This is a genomic window from Rhizobium sp. PK7-22 (assembly GCF_056530405.1).
In genome coordinates, this window is the sequence record NZ_CP096514.1 from 3,264,802 (window position 1) to 3,282,765 (window position 17,964).

A 17,964-nucleotide genomic window follows, 5' to 3' on the forward strand; every position below is an offset into this window, starting at 1 on the left:
GCATCGCCCCCTATGCAAACCTATGTCGACCACTTCCCCTTGCAGTTGACCGGGCCGATTCGGCTGGAGCAGGCCGTCGCCAAGAGAGCGATCGACGTCGTCGTTTCTTTGATGGCGCTCATCGCGCTTTTGCCGCTACTGCTGGCAGTGGCCATCATGATCCGGCTTGACAGCCCGGGCCCCATCCTTTTCACCCAGGTCCGCTGGGGCAAGGACTGCCGCAAGATCAAAGTCTACAAATTCCGCTCGATGCGCATCGACAACTGCGACGTTACCGGCGTCCTGCAGACCAAGGTGAACGACCCCCGGATCACGCGGATCGGCGCCATCATTCGCCGCACGAATATCGACGAGCTGCCGCAGCTACTGAACGTCCTGAGAGGCGACATGTCGCTTGTCGGGCCACGGTGCCACGCGATCGGCATGCTGGCTGCCGGTATCCCTTATGAGGATCTCGTTCCTCACTACCACCGCCGTCACCTGGTGAAGCCCGGGATGACGGGCCTTGCGCAGATGCGCGGCCTGCGGGGTCCGACGGACAGGGCCGCCAAGGCCCGCGCACGGATCGCCTGCGACCTCTACTACATCGAAAATTTCAACCTACGGCTGGATCTGAAGATCATGGTCCTCACCGTGTGGAACGAATTGCGCGGCGGTAACGGCTTCTAAAAACCCGGTTTTCTTGCCTTAATTGGCTGATCAACTGCTGTGCCTCTACTTTTCCAGGCTTCCCGACGCCTTTGGAACAAATGCTTCGCCACATTTAGGTAAATGTTAAATCTGCGGCGCTAGCCTTCGCCTTGTGGTCTTGTGTTTGTGTAGAGAGTTCCATGACCGAAATGATACGGCCCCGAGTGAAATACGTCATCGGCCCCGATGGCAGTCCGTTGACGATAGCCGACCTGCCGCCGGCCAATACCCGCCGCTGGGTCATTCGCCGCAAGGCGGAAGTCGTGGCTGCCGTCCGGGGTGGCTTGCTGAGCCTGGAAGAAGCGTGCGAGCGCTATACGCTGACGGTGGAGGAATTCCTCTCCTGGCAGTCATCGATCAATGACCACGGCCTTGCCGGCCTGCGCACCACGCGTATTCAGCAGTATCGCCACTAGCGTTCTGCTACCGATCTAGTCCATGCCGCAAGGCGCCGCTCGGGAGACCACACCGCGGCGCCTTCTGGCATTTGAGACAGGGGCACGGGCGCAGCCCCTGCCCCGCGCCGGCCTCCCGACCCTGCCACCATCCCTTCTCCCCCAAAGCCGGACTTGCGTCGGCTCCGCAATTGCCGAAGATGCCTTAAGCGTGGCAACCGCATGCGGCGACGGAGAGCGACATGGACATCAGCCATCAGGAATTGAAATCGGGTGGGCGCTATTCGGCCACGCTGGATGGGCATGAGGCCGAACTCACCTACTCGCGGACCTCGCCGCGGCTGGTGATCGTCGACCATACCGGAGTCCCCGACGAACTGCGCGGCCGGGGCGTCGGCCAGGCGCTCGCCGCCCATGCGGTCGAAGACGCGCGTCGCGAGGGATGGTAGATCGTGCCGCTCTGCCCCTTCTTCAGGAGCCTGGCACTCCGGCATCCGGAATGGCAGGACGTCATCAGCGGCTAGATTGGCGCACGCGGACGCCGCTTAACGCAAAGGGCCGCATGGCCAATCGGCCTGCGGCATCTTTTCTTTGAAGGCGTCAGGCTATCAAGCCCTGGCGCGCATGGCTCCGTCGCGCTCTTCCAGAGCCGCGGCCTTGGAAAATTCGGCCTGCGCCTCCTCGACGGCGAGTTCAGCGGTTTCCTGCTGAACGCGAAGATCGCGGATCGAAACCTGAAGATTGTCGGCCCGCTGGCGGGCCGCCTTGGCAAAGGTCGGATAGGCGAAGTGATTCGGGTCGGTGATTCCCGACTTTTTCTCCTCGACGCCGATCTGGTATTCGAGCTCCTTGGCCATGCGCTCGAATTCCGCCATCATCATCTGCAGCTGCTGCAGCTGACGGCGTTTCTCATTAACCTGGAATTCCTTCAGGCGAACTAGGCTGTCACGCGACTTCATACGCAATACTCCGTGGAAGCGGCACCTGTCCGCTGTAACCCGATTGTTACACTTCGGGCCAAAAAACCCGTTCTCGTTAATGCAAAACCTCTCTGCGTTAACCTTTCGTTTACGGGCATCATTAACAATACGGGTGATCATTTAAGGGTCGGTAAATGCCAAGGCCTATTTGGCGCGACAATGTGAGAGTCGCATGAATCACTTAACGAGGTTTCCTCAAGCAGTGGTTTAAGTCAGGCAATGGCCGATCCTCTTTGAAAATCAGACGGGTGTCTTCACATGCTTAATAATTACGATACCGCTTGCCTAAGTGAATCAGAATTTGTTAACCATTTGGTGGCAGCCTCCAAATCAGGCTCAGTCTGGATCCGTTACGCCTAGGGGCACGGACTACCTAGCGGCGGCAAAGGGGAAAATTATGCGGGTTCTACTCATCGAAGATGACAGCGCGACAGCGCAGAGCATCGAGCTGATGCTGAAGTCGGAGAGCTTCAACGTTTACACCACCGATCTGGGGGAAGAAGGCGTCGACCTCGGAAAGCTCTACGACTACGACATCATCCTTCTGGACCTCAATCTGCCCGACATGTCGGGTTACGAGGTTCTGCGGACGTTGCGCTTGTCCAAGGTCAAGACCCCTATCCTGATCCTATCCGGCATGGCGGGTATCGAGGACAAGGTTCGCGGCCTCGGCTTCGGCGCCGACGACTACATGACCAAGCCCTTCCACAAGGACGAATTGGTCGCTCGCATCCATGCGATCGTCCGGCGCTCCAAGGGCCACGCCCAGTCGATCATCATCACCGGCGAACTGATCGTCAATCTGGATGCCAAGACGGTCGAAGTCGGTGGCCAGCGCGTCCACCTGACGGGCAAGGAATACCAGATGCTCGAGCTGCTCTCGCTGCGCAAGGGCACGACGCTGACGAAGGAAATGTTCCTCAACCACCTCTATGGCGGGATGGACGAACCCGAGCTGAAGATCATCGACGTCTTCATCTGCAAGCTGCGCAAGAAGCTCGCCAATGCTGCCGGCGGCTCCAACTACATCGAAACCGTCTGGGGCCGCGGCTACGTGTTGCGCGAACCGGAAGGCGACTTGGCCGAAAGCGCATAATTCCAACACCCCGCGCATTCTCCTCCTTGAAACGCCCGCGTCCAACGCGGGCGTTTTGCGTTTGGCAGCCGGCGTGCATCAAGGTCCGGTGGCCGGTCAGGATCGCGTGGGTTAATCATTTGGAGGGATATTGACCTCAGGCCGGGGCGACGACATAGGCGCCGAAGACGGCAGTCAGGATCTTGCGATCGAAGGGCTTCAACAGGAAGTCATTGGCACCGGCGCGCTTGCCGAGCATCATCTTCTTCAGATCGGCCTCGATCACGCAGTAGAAGATCCGCACGCTCTTGCCATTCGGCAGTGTGCGGATGTCCTGGATCAGGCCCAGCGCGCCTTCCAGCCCCGCGTCCACGATCAGGATCGCCGGCAAGTCGGTTTTGCAACGGCTCATGGCCTCGTCGGCGCTGGCCGCCTCGGCAACGAGGAAGCCGATCTCCGACAAGATGCGCTTTCCGACCTTGCGGACCACATCCGAACCGTCGGCGATCATCAGACGCTGCATAACTCACTCCCCACACCAAGGTCCTCCCGTGAAGGAAAGGCCTCGGCAAGGATAAAGCCAAGTCAGCTAACGAATGGTTACACCACGCAGATGCTTAGGCGGCTGTGCTTTCAGCGGTGAAGACGATCTTGTCCTCGGACACGACGTAGCTGAGCTCCATGCCGCATTCATCCGCCAGAAGCACCGTATAATAAGGCTGGATGGTGTGGGCGTCGATCGCCTCCTCCAAAGTTCCGGAGCAGATCTCCACGAACTTTGCAGGCACGCGCATCATCCGTCCCTTGATGGTGATCGTGAACTTCGCGTGGTGCTCGGGGTTCTCGAGCATCACGTCGACGGAGCCGCCGCGCGGAATGCCGCCATAGGCGACGAGGAAGAGATTGAGAAGCAGCTTTACCCGGTTCTTCGCGACGATGGCGCGCGGCCCGCTCCAGGTCACTTCCGTCTTCTTCTCGGCAGCCGCATAGTCCTTTGCAGCCTTTTCGGCTTCGCCGGTGTCGATCGAAGCGCCCACCGATCCCGAGGCGCCGAAGGCTAGTCGGGCAAACTTGAGGCGGACAGCAGCATTAAGCGCGGAGGTTCGGATCAGGTCGAGCGCATCAGCGTCCGATGTGCCCGATCCGCCCTCGTCCAGCAGTTCCAGACCGTTGTTGATGGCGCCGACGGGAGAAATCACGTCATGGCAGACGCGGCTGCACAGCAGAGCCGCAAGGTCTGGCCCCTCAAGGGTGAGATTGGGGTTCTTGGCCATTGGTTTCTCCTGCTGCTGTCATGCCAGCATCTCTATGGTCTTAGCATTGTGCGAAGATGGTGCCGTTTCGTCGGTCATAAAGACACCATATTTGGTAAACCGATTGTTAAGGCGATCCCCGCAATATGTGAAGCTCACCCGCACCAAAGAACAAGACGGACCCGATGATGCGCATGTACCAGACGTCTCCCCTCGCCCGCCTCGCCGCAATCGCCGTGACAGTGCTGACGCTGGCTGGCTTTTGGTCGGTCAAGCCGGCGCAGGCCCAGAGCAGCGCCCAGTATACGGCGCAGGAAATCGTTGATGCGGGCCATGGCTTCTTCGGCTCCACGAGCGGCGGCCTGGCCAAGGTCGTCGAAAAGGCCTTCGAGCAGTACGGTCTGCCGAACGGCTACATCCTGGGTCAGGAAGGTTCGGGAGCCTTTATTGCCGGTCTCACCTATGGGGAGGGCGAGCTTTACACGAAGAATGCGGGCCAGCACCCGGTCTTCTGGCAGGGTCCATCGCTCGGGATCGACTATGGCGGCCAAGGCTCACGCGCCATGATGCTCGTGTATGACCTGCCGGCCATACCAAGCCTCTATGCCCGATTCGGCGGTGTTTCAGGTTCCGCCTTTGTCGTGGCCGGCGTTGGCATGACGGTCATGCGCAGCAACGACGTCATCCTTGTGCCGATACGAACCGGCCTGGGTGCCCGCCTCGGCATCAATATCGGCTATCTGAAACTGACCCCGTCTCCGACCTGGAATCCATTCTGAGCCGCCGAATCACAGGCTCAGCGCATCCAAGGCCGCAGGCATCGACATACTGGGCAGATTGGCACTCCGGCGTTGCTTGCCGCAGCCTGCCGGTTGTGCTTAAACGACGCACTGTCCCAGAACACGTCCAATTCGGCGAGATGGCCCTATCGTGATCCAATTCGCTCTCCTTTTCGGCCTGGGCTTCCTGAGCGCCGCGTTGTTGGTCATGTTGATCGCACCTGCGATCCACGGTCGCATCGTGCGCTACACCGAGAAGCGAATCCAGGCGACTTTGCCGATCAGCCCGCAGGAGGTTCGCGCCCAGCGCGACATGGCGCGTGCTGTCTATGCCGCGGAAAATGCCCGTACCAAGCAGGAGCTGGTACAGGAGCGTGACCAGGCCGTGGCATTGAAGCTACGTTACGAGAAGCTGGCCGTCGAGGCCCGGCGCCTGCAGTCGGACAATCATGACCTGCAGATGCAGATCAACGATATGGACGTCGAGGCAGCTGATCTGCGCTCTCGCCTGCGCCAGGAAGACAGCTACATCCAGCAGCTGAAAGCCGCCGTCGAAGCCGCCGAGGAAGCGGATGCCGCCAAAGGCGTCCGGATCGATGAACTGCAGCAACGCATCGCCAAACTGACCGCGGACAGCGACAACGCGCGCATCGACCTCTCCGCCCGTGATACCGAGATCGAAAACCTCAAGTTTCGCATGGCAGCGCTCCGGGACGAACGGGAAGCGACCCGCAACGACATCAAGCTGCAGACGACGCGGGCCAAGGATGCCGAAAACCGGCTGGCACAGGAAGAACATCGCGCCCTCCGGCTGGAGGACAAGCTTTCGCGCGAAATCTCCGCCCGAGCGGACAAGGAGAACGCGCTGGAGCGTCGCCTACAGGAGATCGCGATCCTGAAGGAGAAGCTGAAGACGGTCACCGCCGAAGCTCGCGATGCCTCCCGCTCTGCAGGCAAGTCGGGCTCGAAGGAGCCGGCCGCCGGCAGCACGATCGCAAAGACCTCCACCGCAGGTGTCCCGCTTGCTGCCGTCGAAACGGCGGGGCCGAATGATATCGCCGCGGTCATCGCCGCTTCTCCGGCGCTGTCCGAACTGGCGGACAGTGTCCACAACCGCGCCACCGCCCTCTCCGAGAGGCTTCTCAAGGCGAGAAGCGATGGCAATGATTCAGCCATCCGCGAGGAACTGGCAGCGATTGCCGCAGCCATGGTGGCGCTCACCGCCCGGGCCGAAGGTCCAGCCTCGCCCGTTTACGCCATGCTGGCGGCGGATACCGGATCCGACAGCGGGTCGACAGGGAGGCGCGAGAGCTTGGCCGCGCGCACGCGCGCAGAGCTTGACGCCGCTCGCGAGCCGGCCGTTTAGTCCGCCTGAAGCCGTCCCTGAACGCTGGCCAGCATGTAGAGAGCGATACCGGTCGCCGTTGCTGCGTTGAGGCTGTCGAGCCCCGGTGCCTGCGCGATACGCGCCGTGTTGAACCTCTCGAGGATAGCCGCGGGAAGACCGCTGCCTTCCGTGCCGGTCACCAGCGCCATGCGCGGCGCGGCGACAAGGCTGGTCATCTCGGTGGTGCCGGAGGGCGACAGCGCCCAGACATCGAACCCACGCTGAGCGAGAGCCGCAAGATTGGCTTCTATGCTCCCGCCCCTGGCATAGGGCACCTTCAGCACCGCCCCCACCGAGACGCGCAGCGCCTTGCGATAAAGGGGATCGCAGCAGGTCTCGTCCAGCAGCACGGCATCGGCGCCGAAGGCCGCGGCATTGCGGAAGATCGACCCGATGTTATCGTGGTTGGAAATGCCGGCGGCGCAGACCACCAGCGCTTTGTCCGGCAGCGTCTCGAGCAGCTCCGCAGCGTCGGGCTGATGGCTCCGGTACCCGAGGGCGAGGACGCCGCGATGCAGATGAAATCCGGCAATGGCATCGAGCACCGATGAGCTCGCCACATAGACCGGCACGTCCGCGGGGAAGGAAGCAAGCTCGGCCTGCAGGCCCGCCACCCGGTTCTCCAGCAACAGGATCTTTTCAGCGACGAAGCCTCCGCCGGCTGTATGGGCGGCCGCCAACATCCGCAGCACGACCGTCCCCTCGGCGATGAAGCGGTTCTGGCGTCCTGTCAGATCCCGCTCGCGGATGCCATGAAATTCCAGGATCCGCGGATCATCGGGATCGTTGATCCGGATGATCCGGTCTCCGCTGTCCGACGCCATTCAGGGCGCGGTTCCGACCGCCACGTCGGCGACGATGCGACCGACCGACGCGTCGAACACCAGCGCCTTCTGCACGCCGCCGATCGATCCGTAGAACAGGATCTGGCTGCCCGACAAGGACACGGACTGCACCTGGAACCCGGCCGGAAGGGTGACGGACGAGGTCAGCGGCTGGTCGGCGGGAACCGAGAAGCCACCGGTGGCCACCGGCGCGCTCGTCGGCGTCTGCGTCACCTTGTAGACAACCGCGGCGAGGACCGCCATAAAGCAGACAAACAAGATGCCGCCCGAAACGAGTTGCAGCAGCACCATCTTCCGGCGGACCCTTTCCATCGCCGGATCAAGCGGTTCTTCCTGTTCCACGGAATCAGGATTTGCCATTGCGAATGTCCTTGCTGCTGTCAGGTTGAATGAATGAACGATCCCTTTAAACAAGCCGAGGCGCCAAGGAAAGTGCTGGTGGCCGACGAAGACGCAGAAGGCCGGCTAGACGCATGGCTGACGGCAGCCCTGGACGGCGAGTTTTCGCGCAGCCGCATCAAGGCCCTGATCGAACAGGGTGCCGTTCTGCTCAAGGGCGTCGTCTGCAAGGAGCCCAAGCGCAAGGTCACGCCCGGCGACCAGGTGGAGATCATCCTCCCGGAGCCGGAAGATCCCGAGCCGAAGGGCGAGGATATCCCGCTGGAGGTTCTCTACGAGGATCAGGACGTCATCGTGATCGCAAAGCAGGCGGGGCTCGTCGTCCATCCGGGCGCCGGCAACTGGACGGGCACGCTTGTCAACGCTCTGATCTATCATTGCGGCGACACACTCTCTGGCATCGGCGGCGTCCGCCGGCCGGGGATCGTGCACCGCCTCGACAAGGACACCAGCGGCGTGCTGATTGCCGCCAAGAATGACGCCGCCCACCGCCATCTCGCCGCGCAGTTTGCAGACCATGGCCGGACCGGCCCGCTGGAGCGCGCCTATCAGGCCGTCGTCTGGGGCCGACCCAGGCAGTTGCGCGGCACGATAGACGCCCCGCTCGGCCGCGCCGGCGACCGCATCAAGCGCGCGGTAAAGCGTGAGGGAAGCGACGATGCCCGCGAAGCGGTGACCCATTACGAGGTCATGGAGCGCTTCCACGAGAAGCCGGATGCAACGTCTCTGGCCGCCCTCATCGAATGCCGCCTCGAGACCGGGCGAACGCATCAGATCCGTGTCCACATGGCCCACATCGGCTGCCCGCTGGTGGGCGATCCGGACTATAGCGCCGGCTTCCGCACCAAGGTGAACCTCTTGCCAGAGCCGGCGAAAACCGTGGTCAACGGCTTCCATCGCCAGGCCTTGCACGCCTTTCTGCTGGCATTCGAACATCCACGAACCGGAGAGGTCATGGAGTTCGAGGCACCGATGCCGAAGGACATGGACGCTCTGGTCACCGCACTGCGGCAGTAGCGGCGAAAACGACGTCGGAGATCAGCATTACACAAATGTAATGCTGTAACGCCGGAGTGAACGCTGCGTTCACTTGAACCACTCTTATGCCGCACTTATTTGGTATCTGGGTCGGTGCGGGGTCGATATTGACCCGCGCCGTTTGGCTTGCCTCAGCGTATTGTCGCTTGTGACGAGGGAGCCAGAAAAATCGATCAGAAGGGGGTGCTTTCATGGCCCGCAATTCACTGCCGTCAATCACTGCCGGGGAAGCCGGTCTCAACCGCTACCTCGATGAAATCCGCAAGTTTCCGATGCTGGAGCCGCAGCAGGAATACATGCTTGCCAAGCGCTATGCCGAACATGGCGACCGCGACGCCGCCCATCAGCTGGTGACGAGCCATCTGCGCCTGGTGGCGAAGATTGCCATGGGCTACCGCGGTTATGGCCTGCCTATCGGCGAGGTGGTCTCCGAGGGCAATGTCGGCCTCATGCAGGCGGTCAAGAAATTCGATCCGGAACGCGGCTTCCGCCTGGCAACCTATGCCATGTGGTGGATCAAGGCATCGATCCAGGAATACATCCTGCGCTCCTGGTCGCTCGTGAAGATGGGCACCACCGCCAACCAGAAGCGGCTGTTCTTCAACCTGCGCCGCATGAAGGGCAAGATCCAGGCCATCGACGAGGGCGATCTGAAGCCCAACCAGGTGGCCGAGATTGCCACCAAGCTGAAGGTCTCGGAAGAAGAAGTGGTGTCGATGAACCGGCGCCTGTCCGGCGACGCGTCGCTCAACGCGCCGATCCGCGCCACGGAGGGCGAATCCGGTCAGTGGCAGGACTGGCTCGTCGACGACCACGACAGCCAGGAAGACGTGCTCATCGAGCAGGACGAGCTGGAAACCCGCCGCCGCATGCTGTCCAAGGCCATGGGCGTTCTGAACGACCGCGAACGGCGGATCTTCGAGGCAAGGCGGCTTGCGGAAAATCCGATCACGCTGGAAGAGCTCTCGTCGGAGTTCGACATCAGCCGAGAACGTGTCCGCCAGATCGAAGTGAGAGCTTTCGAAAAGGTTCAGGATGCGGTCCAGAAGGAAGCGCTCGCCCAGGCCCAGGCTCTGCGCGTCGTCGACGCCTGATCCTCGCGGCTCATTGCATCGGACATCAAAAAAGCCGGCGGATCATCCCGCCGGCTTTTTTCGTTACTGGCCGGTGCTTCCGGTACTGCCGCCGGATCCGTTACTGCTCATCGCCTGCCACTCGCGAATGGCATCGTTGAAGGCACGCATTCCGGCATCGCCCTTCTGCAACGTCATGAGCGCGCGACGTCCATTGCGGTAGGCAAGTGGGATGTCCATCCAGTTGCGGCTGCGCAGGAGCTCGAGGTTTGTCGCACGTGCATCGGGAAAGTCGTTCAGCGCGATCATGTGGAAGTCGTCGGTGATCTTGGCCGGGACCGCAATCAGCGCATCGCCGCGATCCTGCTCCGTCTGCTTCATGGCAATCCGCTGAACACTGTCGATCGCGCCGCCCTCGAAGCCGGGAGGAACGGCAAACACGACTTCGACCAGGTGGCTTGCCGGCAAGGAGGTGTCGGTATTGCGCTTGAAGGTGATCAACGCCGTCAGGCCGCGACCCGGGATATTGACCCGTCCCTGGACGACAGGTTCCTGTACGCCATTGGCGCCAGCTTCCCGCTGCAGCGACCAGGACACCGCGCCCTCGATGGCTGTCGGTGCCGTCTGCCCGACGCGCTCCTCGTAGAGGAACATCTTCTCGCCAGCCAAGGCCGCCGCATCCGCGGGCGCTGCGGATGGTGTAGCCTCCACTGCCGGAGCACTAGCCGCCACTTCGGCAGGCGTCGCCGGCGGGGCGTTCAGTTGCGCGACCGACTGACCTTCTCCGGTGCCATTGCCCGGACCTGGGCCTTCATCCACTTCCGTACCGTCGGTGAGAAGCCGCTGCGTGAACTTGGGAAGGGCGGCGACGTCTTCGACCGCAGGTGTTCCTGCTTCCGGTTCGGCGGCCGCGGATGGTTCGGTCACCGGAGCCTCTGCGGTCTCGGGCGCCGGTTCGACAACACCCTCGATCGCACCGTCGGTTGCGACCGGTGTTCCGTTCAGTCCGACCACTTCCGTCAGCGATTCGCGGTTCAGCCAGAGCGCATAACCGCCGGCGGCAATGATGATGACGCCGATCAGCGCCAGGATCGGTCCGGCGTAGTTGCGCTTCTTGGGCGCGACGCGGTAGGGCCGCGGCGGCGGCACCATGTCGGCATCGGCATTCGGCTCCATTTCTGTCGGCGGACCGCCTGCCCCTGCTGCCGGCATGGCGTTCGGGTTGTAACCAATCAGTTCCTCGAGGTCGTTCCAGGGGTCGCTGGCCTTCTTCGGCGCCGAAGCAGTCTGCCGCTGCGTGCGCAGCGCATCCTCGAACTCATCATGTCCGCCGGCGTCGGCCGCCGCAAGCGGCGGTGTAAAGAGAGGAATGTCCTCGGTCGAGGGCATGCGCACAGATGAGGCACTGGCATGTGTCTCGTCGCTGAAATGCGCCTCGAACGGTTCTGAAGCCATCGCCGCAGCGGGTGCGTTCTCGGCGAAAGGCTCCGCAGTCGTCAGGTCGGGAACATCCTGCCAGGCGGCTTCGGTCTGCCTTGGGGCGGATGGAGCCGGATGGGCTTCCGGCCACAGCCAGGCGTCCTCGGCCGGCGCAGCAGCAGGTGCCGCCTCGTCTGGCCAGGAAGAGGTTCTATGATCCGTTTCCGCGGGCTCGAATTGCGACGAAGCGTAGGGATCAGGCTCGACAGAAGCTCCGGTGTCACCAGGCCTTTCGTCGGCAACCGCATGGTGTTCCGGTGCCGGCCACAGGCCGATCGGTTCCGGCGCGACCTCACTTGTGCGGGTCTCTTCCATGGACCAGTGGTCCGTCTGGCGCTCGACCGAATGATCTACGGCCTCCGATGCATGGCTTTCGGCCTCCTCCCGGGGCGGCCAGCTTTCCTCGGGCATGCCGACCGGTACAGAATGCTCCTGATGAGCGGGCTCCTGGTAGACAGGATCAGCATGAACGGCCGGTGCCGCGTACAACTGCTCCGGCGCAGGCTCGACGGGAGCCTCTTCGTCCGGATGTACAACCTGCGGCGCATCTGGAGGAGCACTGTAGACGTCCTCCTCAGGAGTGCGTTCGAGCTCATCCTGCGGCCACTGGGCGGCGGCGGACGTCTCTGGCTCCGGAATATGATGCGCGGGACCGACGTCAGCGATATCCTCAGGCTCGGGTGCCGTCTCGATCTCGGGCGCAAAGAACGGTGCTGCGGTGACCGGCTCATCAGCCGGCAACGCTTCGGCGTGCTCCGCCTCGACCGAAACGATCGCCGACTCAAGCTTGTCCATCTGACGATGGATCATGGCTTCCGGCGGGGCCGGCTTCATGTTCTCGAGCTGCCGCCGAACGGCGCCACGCGCCTTGTCGTACACCTTTTCGCGCATCTCTGGCGTGTTTTTCGCCAGACCGTCGACGGCGCGGCGGATGACCGCAACAAAATCTGCCATCAGTACTTTCTCATGGTCATAGGGTCGTTCAACGATTGATAATTAATCAATGATGAACATTAGTCCTCAAACGGGTCGGTCACAAGTATCGTGTCCTCCCGCTCCGGGCTGGTGGAAAGTAGGGCGACCGGCGCACCGATCAACTCCTCGACCTGACGAACATACTTGATCGCCTGTGCCGGCAGGTCCGCCCACTTGCGGGCCCCGACGGTGGATTCCTTCCACCCCTCAAGGGTGATGTAGATCGGCTCGACCCGCGCCTGGGCCGCCTGGCTCGCCGGCAGGTGATCGATTTCCTGTCCGTCCAGCTTGTAGCCGACGCAGATCTTCAACTCGTCCAGGCCGTCGAGCACGTCGAGCTTCGTCAGCGCGATTCCCGTGATGCCGTTGGTGGCAACCGACTGGCGAACCAGGGCGGCGTCGAACCAGCCGCAGCGGCGCTTGCGCCCGGTGACGGTGCCGAATTCATGGCCTTTTTCGCCGAGGAACTGGCCGATCTCGTCATGGAGCTCGGTCGGAAACGGCCCCTCGCCTACGCGGGTGGTGTAGGCCTTGGTGATGCCGAGAATATAGCCGAGCGCGCCCGGTCCCATGCCGGAACCGGCAGCAGCCTGGCCCGCAACCGTATTGGACGACGTCACGAAGGGATAGGTGCCGTGGTCGATGTCGAGAAGCGAGCCCTGGGCACCTTCAAACAGGATGCGCGCACCCTTGCGGCGCTGCTTGTCGAGCAGCAGCCAGACTGTCTCGCGGAACGGCAGGATCCGGTCGGCGACCGACGTCAGCTCTTCCATGATCGTCTCGTGGGAGACTTCCGGAGCGCCAAGGCCGCGGCGGATGGCGTTGTGATGGGTGAGAATACGGTCGACCTTGCCGCCCAGCGTATCCAGGTCGGCAAGATCCATGACGCGAATCGCACGGCGGCCAACCTTGTCCTCATAGGCAGGTCCGATGCCGCGGCGGGTGGTGCCGATCTTCGTGCCACTGTTGGAGGCGGCATCCTCGCGCATGCCGTCCAGTTCGCGATGCAGCGACAGGATCAGCGTCGCGTTGTCGGCAACGCGCAGGTTTTCCGGCGTGATCGTCACGCCCTGCTTTGCCAGCTTCTCGATTTCGGCGATCAGCGCGTGCGGATCGACGACGACACCGTTGCCGATGACGGCCATCTTGCCGGGACGCACGACGCCCGAGGGCAGAAGCGACAGCTTGTAGCTGACGCCATCGATGACGAGCGTATGGCCTGCATTATGGCCACCCTGGAACCGGACGACGATGTCGGCACGCTCGGAAAGCCAGTCAACTATCTTGCCTTTGCCTTCGTCGCCCCACTGGGAACCGACCACCACGACGTTCGTCATATCTTGCTTTCCTATTCCGCACAGGCTGTTGCGCCCACTCAAACCGGCGCATCTATAAAACCATGACGCACGGAAAGCGAACCGTTTGTCGCGAAAAAAGAGGTTTTTGCGTGACAAGCGCCAAACCGCCGGTTTATCAGCGGTTGGTCTGGCCAGATTCCTTCCTTTTCTCCCATGGAGATCCCCTTGCACAAAAAGGCCTATCTGTGTCTCGTCATCGCCACGCTGTGCTGGGGTGGCAATGCCGTGGCGGGCAAGCTTGCCGTCGGCCATGTCAGCCCGATGATGCTGACCTTCTGGCGCTGGACATTCGCCGTCGCCATCATCTTCGCGATCTCGGTGCCGCAACTGATCCGGGACTGGCCGATCGTGCGAAAGCGCCTGCCGATCCTGATTCTCTACGGCGTGGTCGGCTATACGACCTTCAACGCGACGCTCTATACGGCCCTGAAATATACGACGGCGATCAATGTCGCCATCGAGCAGGCCGGCATCCCCATGCTGATCTTCATCATCAACTTCATCCTGTTTCGGATGCGGGTGTCGCTCGCACAGATTTTCGGCTTCTCGCTGACGCTGCTGGGCGTGGCGCTGACGGCGGCGCACGGCGACCTCTCAACGCTTCTGGAGCTGACGGTGAATTTCGGCGACGCGCTGATGCTGATCGCCGTCGTCGCCTATGCCGTCTACACCGTCTCGCTGCGCTGGAAGCCGGTGGTCGACTGGCGCACGCTGATGGCGATCCCGGCTTTCTTCGCACTGCTGACGACAGTGCCGCTGGTTCTCTGGGAACAGGCGAGCGACCAGGCCATCTGGCCCGACACGCGGGGCTGGGTCATTGTCCTCTACACCGCGCTCTTTGCCTCGCTCGTCTCGCAGGTCCTGTACATCAAGGGCGTAGAGGGGATTGGTCCGAACCGCGCCAGCCTGTTCATCAACCTCATCCCGGTCTTCGGAACGCTTCTGTCGGTGGCCATCATCGGCGAGGATCTGCAGATGTTCCACATTGCCGCCCTGGTGCTTGCGCTGGGTGGCATTGCCATCGCCGAACGCGGAAAGCCCGCCTCACCCTGAGACGGGCTCCTCTGGTCGGGAGGAACGAATTAGATGTCGTAGAAGGCCGCAGGGGTTTTGGAGGCTGTCTGCGACAGTGCCTTGCCCGCCGCTCTAGCCTTTTCGTTGCGCCAGCCGCGCACGACGCTGACCTTCTCTCCGAGGACGATCTGGCCGCGATCGGTGGAAACCACCAGCACGCGCTGAACCCGGCCGGTGTCCGTCAGGGCGTAGGTGATGTGCAGACGGTCATCCGGCCATCCGAGCGCCACCAGGCGGTCCCGCTTCAGGTTGGCGCAGTCAAAGCAGGCGGCTGCGGGAGCAGCGATGGCAACATCCGTCTGGAAGCCGTCGAAGTAGCTGTCCACAGTGTCGATCGCCTGGTTGATCGTGCGATTGATCCGCACCAGCTCCTGCGCCTTCTCACGGGTCAGCGAGAATGCGCCACGGGCAGGCTCAACCCGTGCGGAGGGGCGAACCTCCGCCATCTTGTATTCGAGTGCCGGGGAAGCGGCAAACGTGCGTGCAAAGCCGCCGGGACCGGCTGCCTGTGCGGCATGACCCGAAATGAGCGCGGCCAGAAAAGCCGCAGCAGCGAGAATTTTCGTCGACATCTTCGAGACCCTGTTTGATCGGACAGCGTTGATCGCCGTCTCGCGTGGCTTCCCGAATTCATCTCGGTCGTCATTGGCCTCATGCCGTCGATGGCCAACCATACGAAAACACCTTTGCAGCCCGCTTAAGCCGAAAGATTCAAATTTACTGAAATCCACTTTTTTTCCCGGGATGACACAGAACTGGTGTGGCTCTAAAGGGAGCCCGATGTTGCGGCTTTTGTGATCCCTAAACTTTTCATTAAATCTTAGGGCTCATGAATCTCTTGGAAACAAGAGGTCAAGCGATGCGTATTGCGTTCTCCATCGCGCTCCTGCTGCTGCTGTCAGCCTGCGCGTCCGCCCCCAGCCGGGTCACCAATGCCTGTGCGATCTTCGAGCAGCGCGACGGGCTTTTCGACAACTGGGCCCGCGATGCCAAGAAGGTCGAGCGGGAGTTCGGGGTGCCGGTCCCCATCCTGATGGCCACGATCTATACCGAGTCCAGTTTCCGCGCCCGCGCCCGTCCGCCGCGTACCAAGCTGCTTGGCTTCATTCCCTGGAAGCGGCAGTCGTCCGCCTATGGCTACGCCCAGGCGCTCGACGGCACCTGGACCGAATACCAGCGAGCCACAGGACGCTGGTCCGCCCGTCGAAGCGACTTCGGCGACGCCATCCATTTCATCGGCTGGTACCACCATCGCAGCCACGTGCGGAACGGCATCCCCCGCAACGACAGCTACAACCTCTACCTGGCCTATTATACCGGCCATGCGGGCTATTCACGCGGCTCCTTCACCTCGACCGCCCGCAAGGGTGCCCAGCGCTCCGCCGGCATAGCCTCCAAGTACGAGGCGCAGCTGCGCTCCTGCGGCTACTGATCCGGGAACGCTCCGGCGTCCGCGTCGACGCACACGGCAGCCCTGCCGTGCCGATCCGCAGAATGGATGGGACGTCATGTCACGCCCGCCTGCCGTCCGGGCGTCATGAACCTGTGGCTTGACACGCCTAGGCTCCTGCAAAATGGCGCGGATTGCCGATGATGCAGAACAACGTAAAGCAAGAGGACATTTCCTGGTCGGCCGTTCTATTCCAGGACCTGATGGATGTCCGTCGACAGGTGGTCACCGACGCGGCCGACCTGGTGCTGGAACTGGGCGGCACGGACGGCATCGACGACAACGATCGTATTCGTCTCGAAAACCTCTGTCATTACCTTGCCCTGCGGCGGCACGATCTGCGTCCGCTGCAGCGCAGGCTGATGCAGCGCGGACTGTCTTCCCTCGGCAGGCTGGAAAGCCGCGTTCTGCCGACCTTCGATGCAGTGCTGGGGGCACTGGCGGCGATCCAGGGTTCGCCTGCACCCTATCCTCTACCCGAGGAAGAGACCTTCTTTCGCGGCGAGTCGTCGCTCGCCGAGGAAACCGACGCTCTCCTCGGCACCGGGCGCCCGAACCGGCGCGGCCGGATCATGGTGACGCTACCCGGAGACTGCGCCGACGACCCCGAGTTCATTCTCGATCTCGCGCGGCGCGGCATGGACGTTGCCCGCATCAACTGCGCTCACGACGACAAGTCGATCTGGGAGGACATGGCAAAGCATGTGCGGACGGCGGGCAAGACGCTCGGCCGCCCCTTGACGATCCTGATGGATATCGCCGGTCCCAAGATCCGCACCGGCAACGTGCTGACACCGCCCTCCACCAAGGCCCAGGTTGGCGATCATATCCGCCTGTGCACTGGTGCACTGCCGCGCGTCGATGAGATCGCACGCTTCTCGGCGGCAGTCTCCGTTCCCGAGATCGTTACGCGTCTGAAAATTGGCGACCGCATCCGCTACGATGACGGCAAGCTCGAGGGCATCGTCGAGGCTGTCTCGCCCGAGGAAGCGCTGATCCGCGTCACGCGCACCAAGACCGGCGGTACGAAGCTGAAGGCTGAAAAAGGGCTCAACCTTCCCGATACGATTCTCGGCCTGTCGCCGCTCACCACAAAGGATCACGCCGATCTCGCGGTCGTCATGAACCATGCTGACATGCTGGGCTATTCCTTCGTCAGCCGTCCCGACGACATCAAGTCGCTCGAGATCACCCTCGCCGGCCTGCCGCCGCGCGACCGCCCGTTAGGACTGGTTGCCAAGATCGAGCAGCCGGAGGCGCTGGCGAACCTGCCCGCACTGATCGCCGTTGCTTTCCGCCACCGCCGGCCCTTCGGGGTGATGATCGCCCGTGGCGATCTGGCCGCCGAGATAGGCTTCGAGCGCGTGGCCGAGATGCAGGAGGAAATTCTCTGGCTGTGCGAAGCAGCCTCGGTACCGACGATCTGGGCCACCCAGGTCCTGGAGGATCTGGTCAAGACCGGCATCCCTACCCGGGGGGAAATGACCGATGCCGCGATGGCGACACGCGCTGAATGCGTGATGCTCAACAAGGGCGCCGCCGTCGCCGAGGCCGTCAATATCCTTGACCACCTGATGTCGCGCATGAACGAGCACGTGACGAAGAAGACGCCGACGCTGCGGGCGCTGAAGTCCTGGACCTACCCCGCCCCGGCGGCGTGATCTGCGGGTGTCCGATGTCGCCGGCGAACACCGGCAACACTCTTGGCACGGCA

The 17,964-nt window shown here is 62.4% G+C and carries 18 protein-coding genes and 1 pseudogene; 11 read left to right on the forward strand and 8 right to left on the reverse strand.

Features of this window, described 5'->3' with window-relative positions; all coding sequences use genetic code 11:
* Positions 1-12 precede the first annotated feature (12 nt).
* The 3 genes and pseudogenes from M1E10_RS20760 to M1E10_RS20770 all read left to right on the forward strand — a co-directional run bounded on the left by M1E10_RS20760 (position 13) and on the right by M1E10_RS20770 (position 1,609).
* Positions 13-669, forward strand: a complete 657-nt coding sequence (locus tag M1E10_RS20760) for a sugar transferase (protein ID WP_499177247.1) — start codon at positions 13-15, stop codon at positions 667-669.
* Positions 670-830: 161 nt separating this feature from the next.
* A complete protein-coding gene (gene sciP, locus M1E10_RS20765; protein WP_018327815.1) occupies positions 831-1,106 on the forward strand; it encodes a CtrA inhibitor SciP in 276 nt (91 codons plus the stop codon).
* A gap of 221 nt (positions 1,107-1,327) precedes the next feature.
* A pseudogene (locus M1E10_RS20770) lies at positions 1,328-1,609 on the forward strand (GNAT family N-acetyltransferase).
* Between the two features lie 84 nt (positions 1,610-1,693).
* Here M1E10_RS20770 and M1E10_RS20775 read toward each other — a convergent pair.
* Positions 1,694-2,044 (reverse strand): hypothetical protein, encoded by a 351-nt coding sequence (locus M1E10_RS20775; protein ID WP_029616847.1) that lies wholly within the window; start codon positions 2,042-2,044, stop codon positions 1,694-1,696.
* 418 nt (positions 2,045-2,462) lie between these two features.
* Here M1E10_RS20775 and ctrA point away from each other — a divergent pair, with 418 nt between their 5' ends.
* Positions 2,463-3,161, forward strand: a complete 699-nt coding sequence (gene ctrA, locus M1E10_RS20780) for a response regulator transcription factor (RefSeq protein ID WP_499174686.1) — start codon at positions 2,463-2,465, stop codon at positions 3,159-3,161.
* Between the two features lie 136 nt (positions 3,162-3,297).
* On the opposite strand, the gene M1E10_RS20785 is transcribed toward ctrA, so the two are convergent.
* Both M1E10_RS20785 and chpT read right to left on the reverse strand, forming a co-directional pair.
* On the reverse strand, positions 3,298-3,663 hold the full coding sequence (locus M1E10_RS20785) for a response regulator (RefSeq protein ID WP_499174687.1): 366 nt from the start codon (positions 3,661-3,663) through the stop codon (positions 3,298-3,300).
* 94 nt (positions 3,664-3,757) lie between these two features.
* A complete protein-coding gene (gene chpT / locus M1E10_RS20790) occupies positions 3,758-4,414 on the reverse strand; it encodes a histidine phosphotransferase ChpT (protein WP_499174688.1) in 657 nt (218 codons plus the stop codon).
* Between the two features lie 164 nt (positions 4,415-4,578).
* On the opposite strand from chpT, the gene M1E10_RS20795 reads away from it, so the two are divergent.
* On the forward strand, positions 4,579-5,172 hold the full coding sequence (locus M1E10_RS20795; RefSeq protein WP_499174689.1) for a DUF1134 domain-containing protein: 594 nt from the start codon (positions 4,579-4,581) through the stop codon (positions 5,170-5,172).
* 208 nt (positions 5,173-5,380) lie between these two features.
* Positions 5,381-6,538, forward strand: coding sequence for a coiled-coil domain-containing protein (locus tag M1E10_RS20800; protein ID WP_499174690.1), 1,158 nt, complete (start codon positions 5,381-5,383; stop codon positions 6,536-6,538).
* On the opposite strand, the gene M1E10_RS20805 is transcribed toward M1E10_RS20800, so the two are convergent.
* Positions 6,535-7,383, reverse strand: coding sequence for a TrmH family RNA methyltransferase (locus M1E10_RS20805; RefSeq protein ID WP_499174691.1), 849 nt, complete (start codon positions 7,381-7,383; stop codon positions 6,535-6,537). The two genes, M1E10_RS20800 and M1E10_RS20805, sit on opposite strands and share 4 nt — an antisense overlap.
* Entirely contained in the window at positions 7,384-7,764 is a 381-nt protein-coding gene (locus M1E10_RS20810) for a hypothetical protein (protein ID WP_499174692.1), read from the reverse strand. It lies immediately after the preceding gene.
* A 33-nt stretch (positions 7,765-7,797) separates the two neighbouring features.
* Between M1E10_RS20810 and M1E10_RS20815 the strand changes: the two genes are divergently transcribed.
* Both M1E10_RS20815 and rpoH read left to right on the forward strand, forming a co-directional pair.
* Complete coding sequence (locus M1E10_RS20815) at positions 7,798-8,820, forward strand: RluA family pseudouridine synthase (protein ID WP_499174693.1); 1,023 nt, start codon at positions 7,798-7,800, stop codon at positions 8,818-8,820.
* A 212-nt stretch (positions 8,821-9,032) separates the two neighbouring features.
* On the forward strand, positions 9,033-9,935 hold the full coding sequence (gene rpoH, locus M1E10_RS20820) for an RNA polymerase sigma factor RpoH (RefSeq protein ID WP_499174694.1): 903 nt from the start codon (positions 9,033-9,035) through the stop codon (positions 9,933-9,935).
* 63 nt (positions 9,936-9,998) lie between these two features.
* Here the strand turns inward: rpoH and M1E10_RS20825 are convergent, their stop codons facing one another.
* A complete protein-coding gene (locus M1E10_RS20825; RefSeq protein ID WP_499174695.1) occupies positions 9,999-12,347 on the reverse strand; it encodes a hypothetical protein in 2,349 nt (782 codons plus the stop codon).
* Positions 12,348-12,406: 59 nt separating this feature from the next.
* Positions 12,407-13,705: an adenylosuccinate synthetase gene (locus tag M1E10_RS20830; RefSeq protein WP_499174696.1), complete on the reverse strand. Its 1,299-nt coding sequence runs from the start codon at positions 13,703-13,705 to the stop codon at positions 12,407-12,409.
* Positions 13,706-13,891: 186 nt separating this feature from the next.
* Between M1E10_RS20830 and M1E10_RS20835 the strand changes: the two genes are divergently transcribed.
* Positions 13,892-14,779, forward strand: coding sequence for a DMT family transporter (locus M1E10_RS20835; protein ID WP_499174697.1), 888 nt, complete (start codon positions 13,892-13,894; stop codon positions 14,777-14,779).
* A gap of 29 nt (positions 14,780-14,808) precedes the next feature.
* Here M1E10_RS20835 and M1E10_RS20840 read toward each other — a convergent pair whose 3' ends face one another.
* Entirely contained in the window at positions 14,809-15,372 is a 564-nt protein-coding gene (locus M1E10_RS20840) for a transglutaminase-like domain-containing protein (protein ID WP_499174698.1), read from the reverse strand.
* A 287-nt stretch (positions 15,373-15,659) separates the two neighbouring features.
* Here M1E10_RS20840 and M1E10_RS20845 point away from each other — a divergent pair, with 287 nt between their 5' ends.
* Both M1E10_RS20845 and M1E10_RS20850 read left to right on the forward strand, forming a co-directional pair.
* Positions 15,660-16,232, forward strand: a complete 573-nt coding sequence (locus M1E10_RS20845; RefSeq protein ID WP_499174699.1) for a transglycosylase SLT domain-containing protein — start codon at positions 15,660-15,662, stop codon at positions 16,230-16,232.
* Between the two features lie 161 nt (positions 16,233-16,393).
* Complete coding sequence (locus tag M1E10_RS20850) at positions 16,394-17,911, forward strand: pyruvate kinase (protein WP_499174700.1); 1,518 nt, start codon at positions 16,394-16,396, stop codon at positions 17,909-17,911.
* The last annotated feature ends 53 nt before the right edge of the window (positions 17,912-17,964 follow it).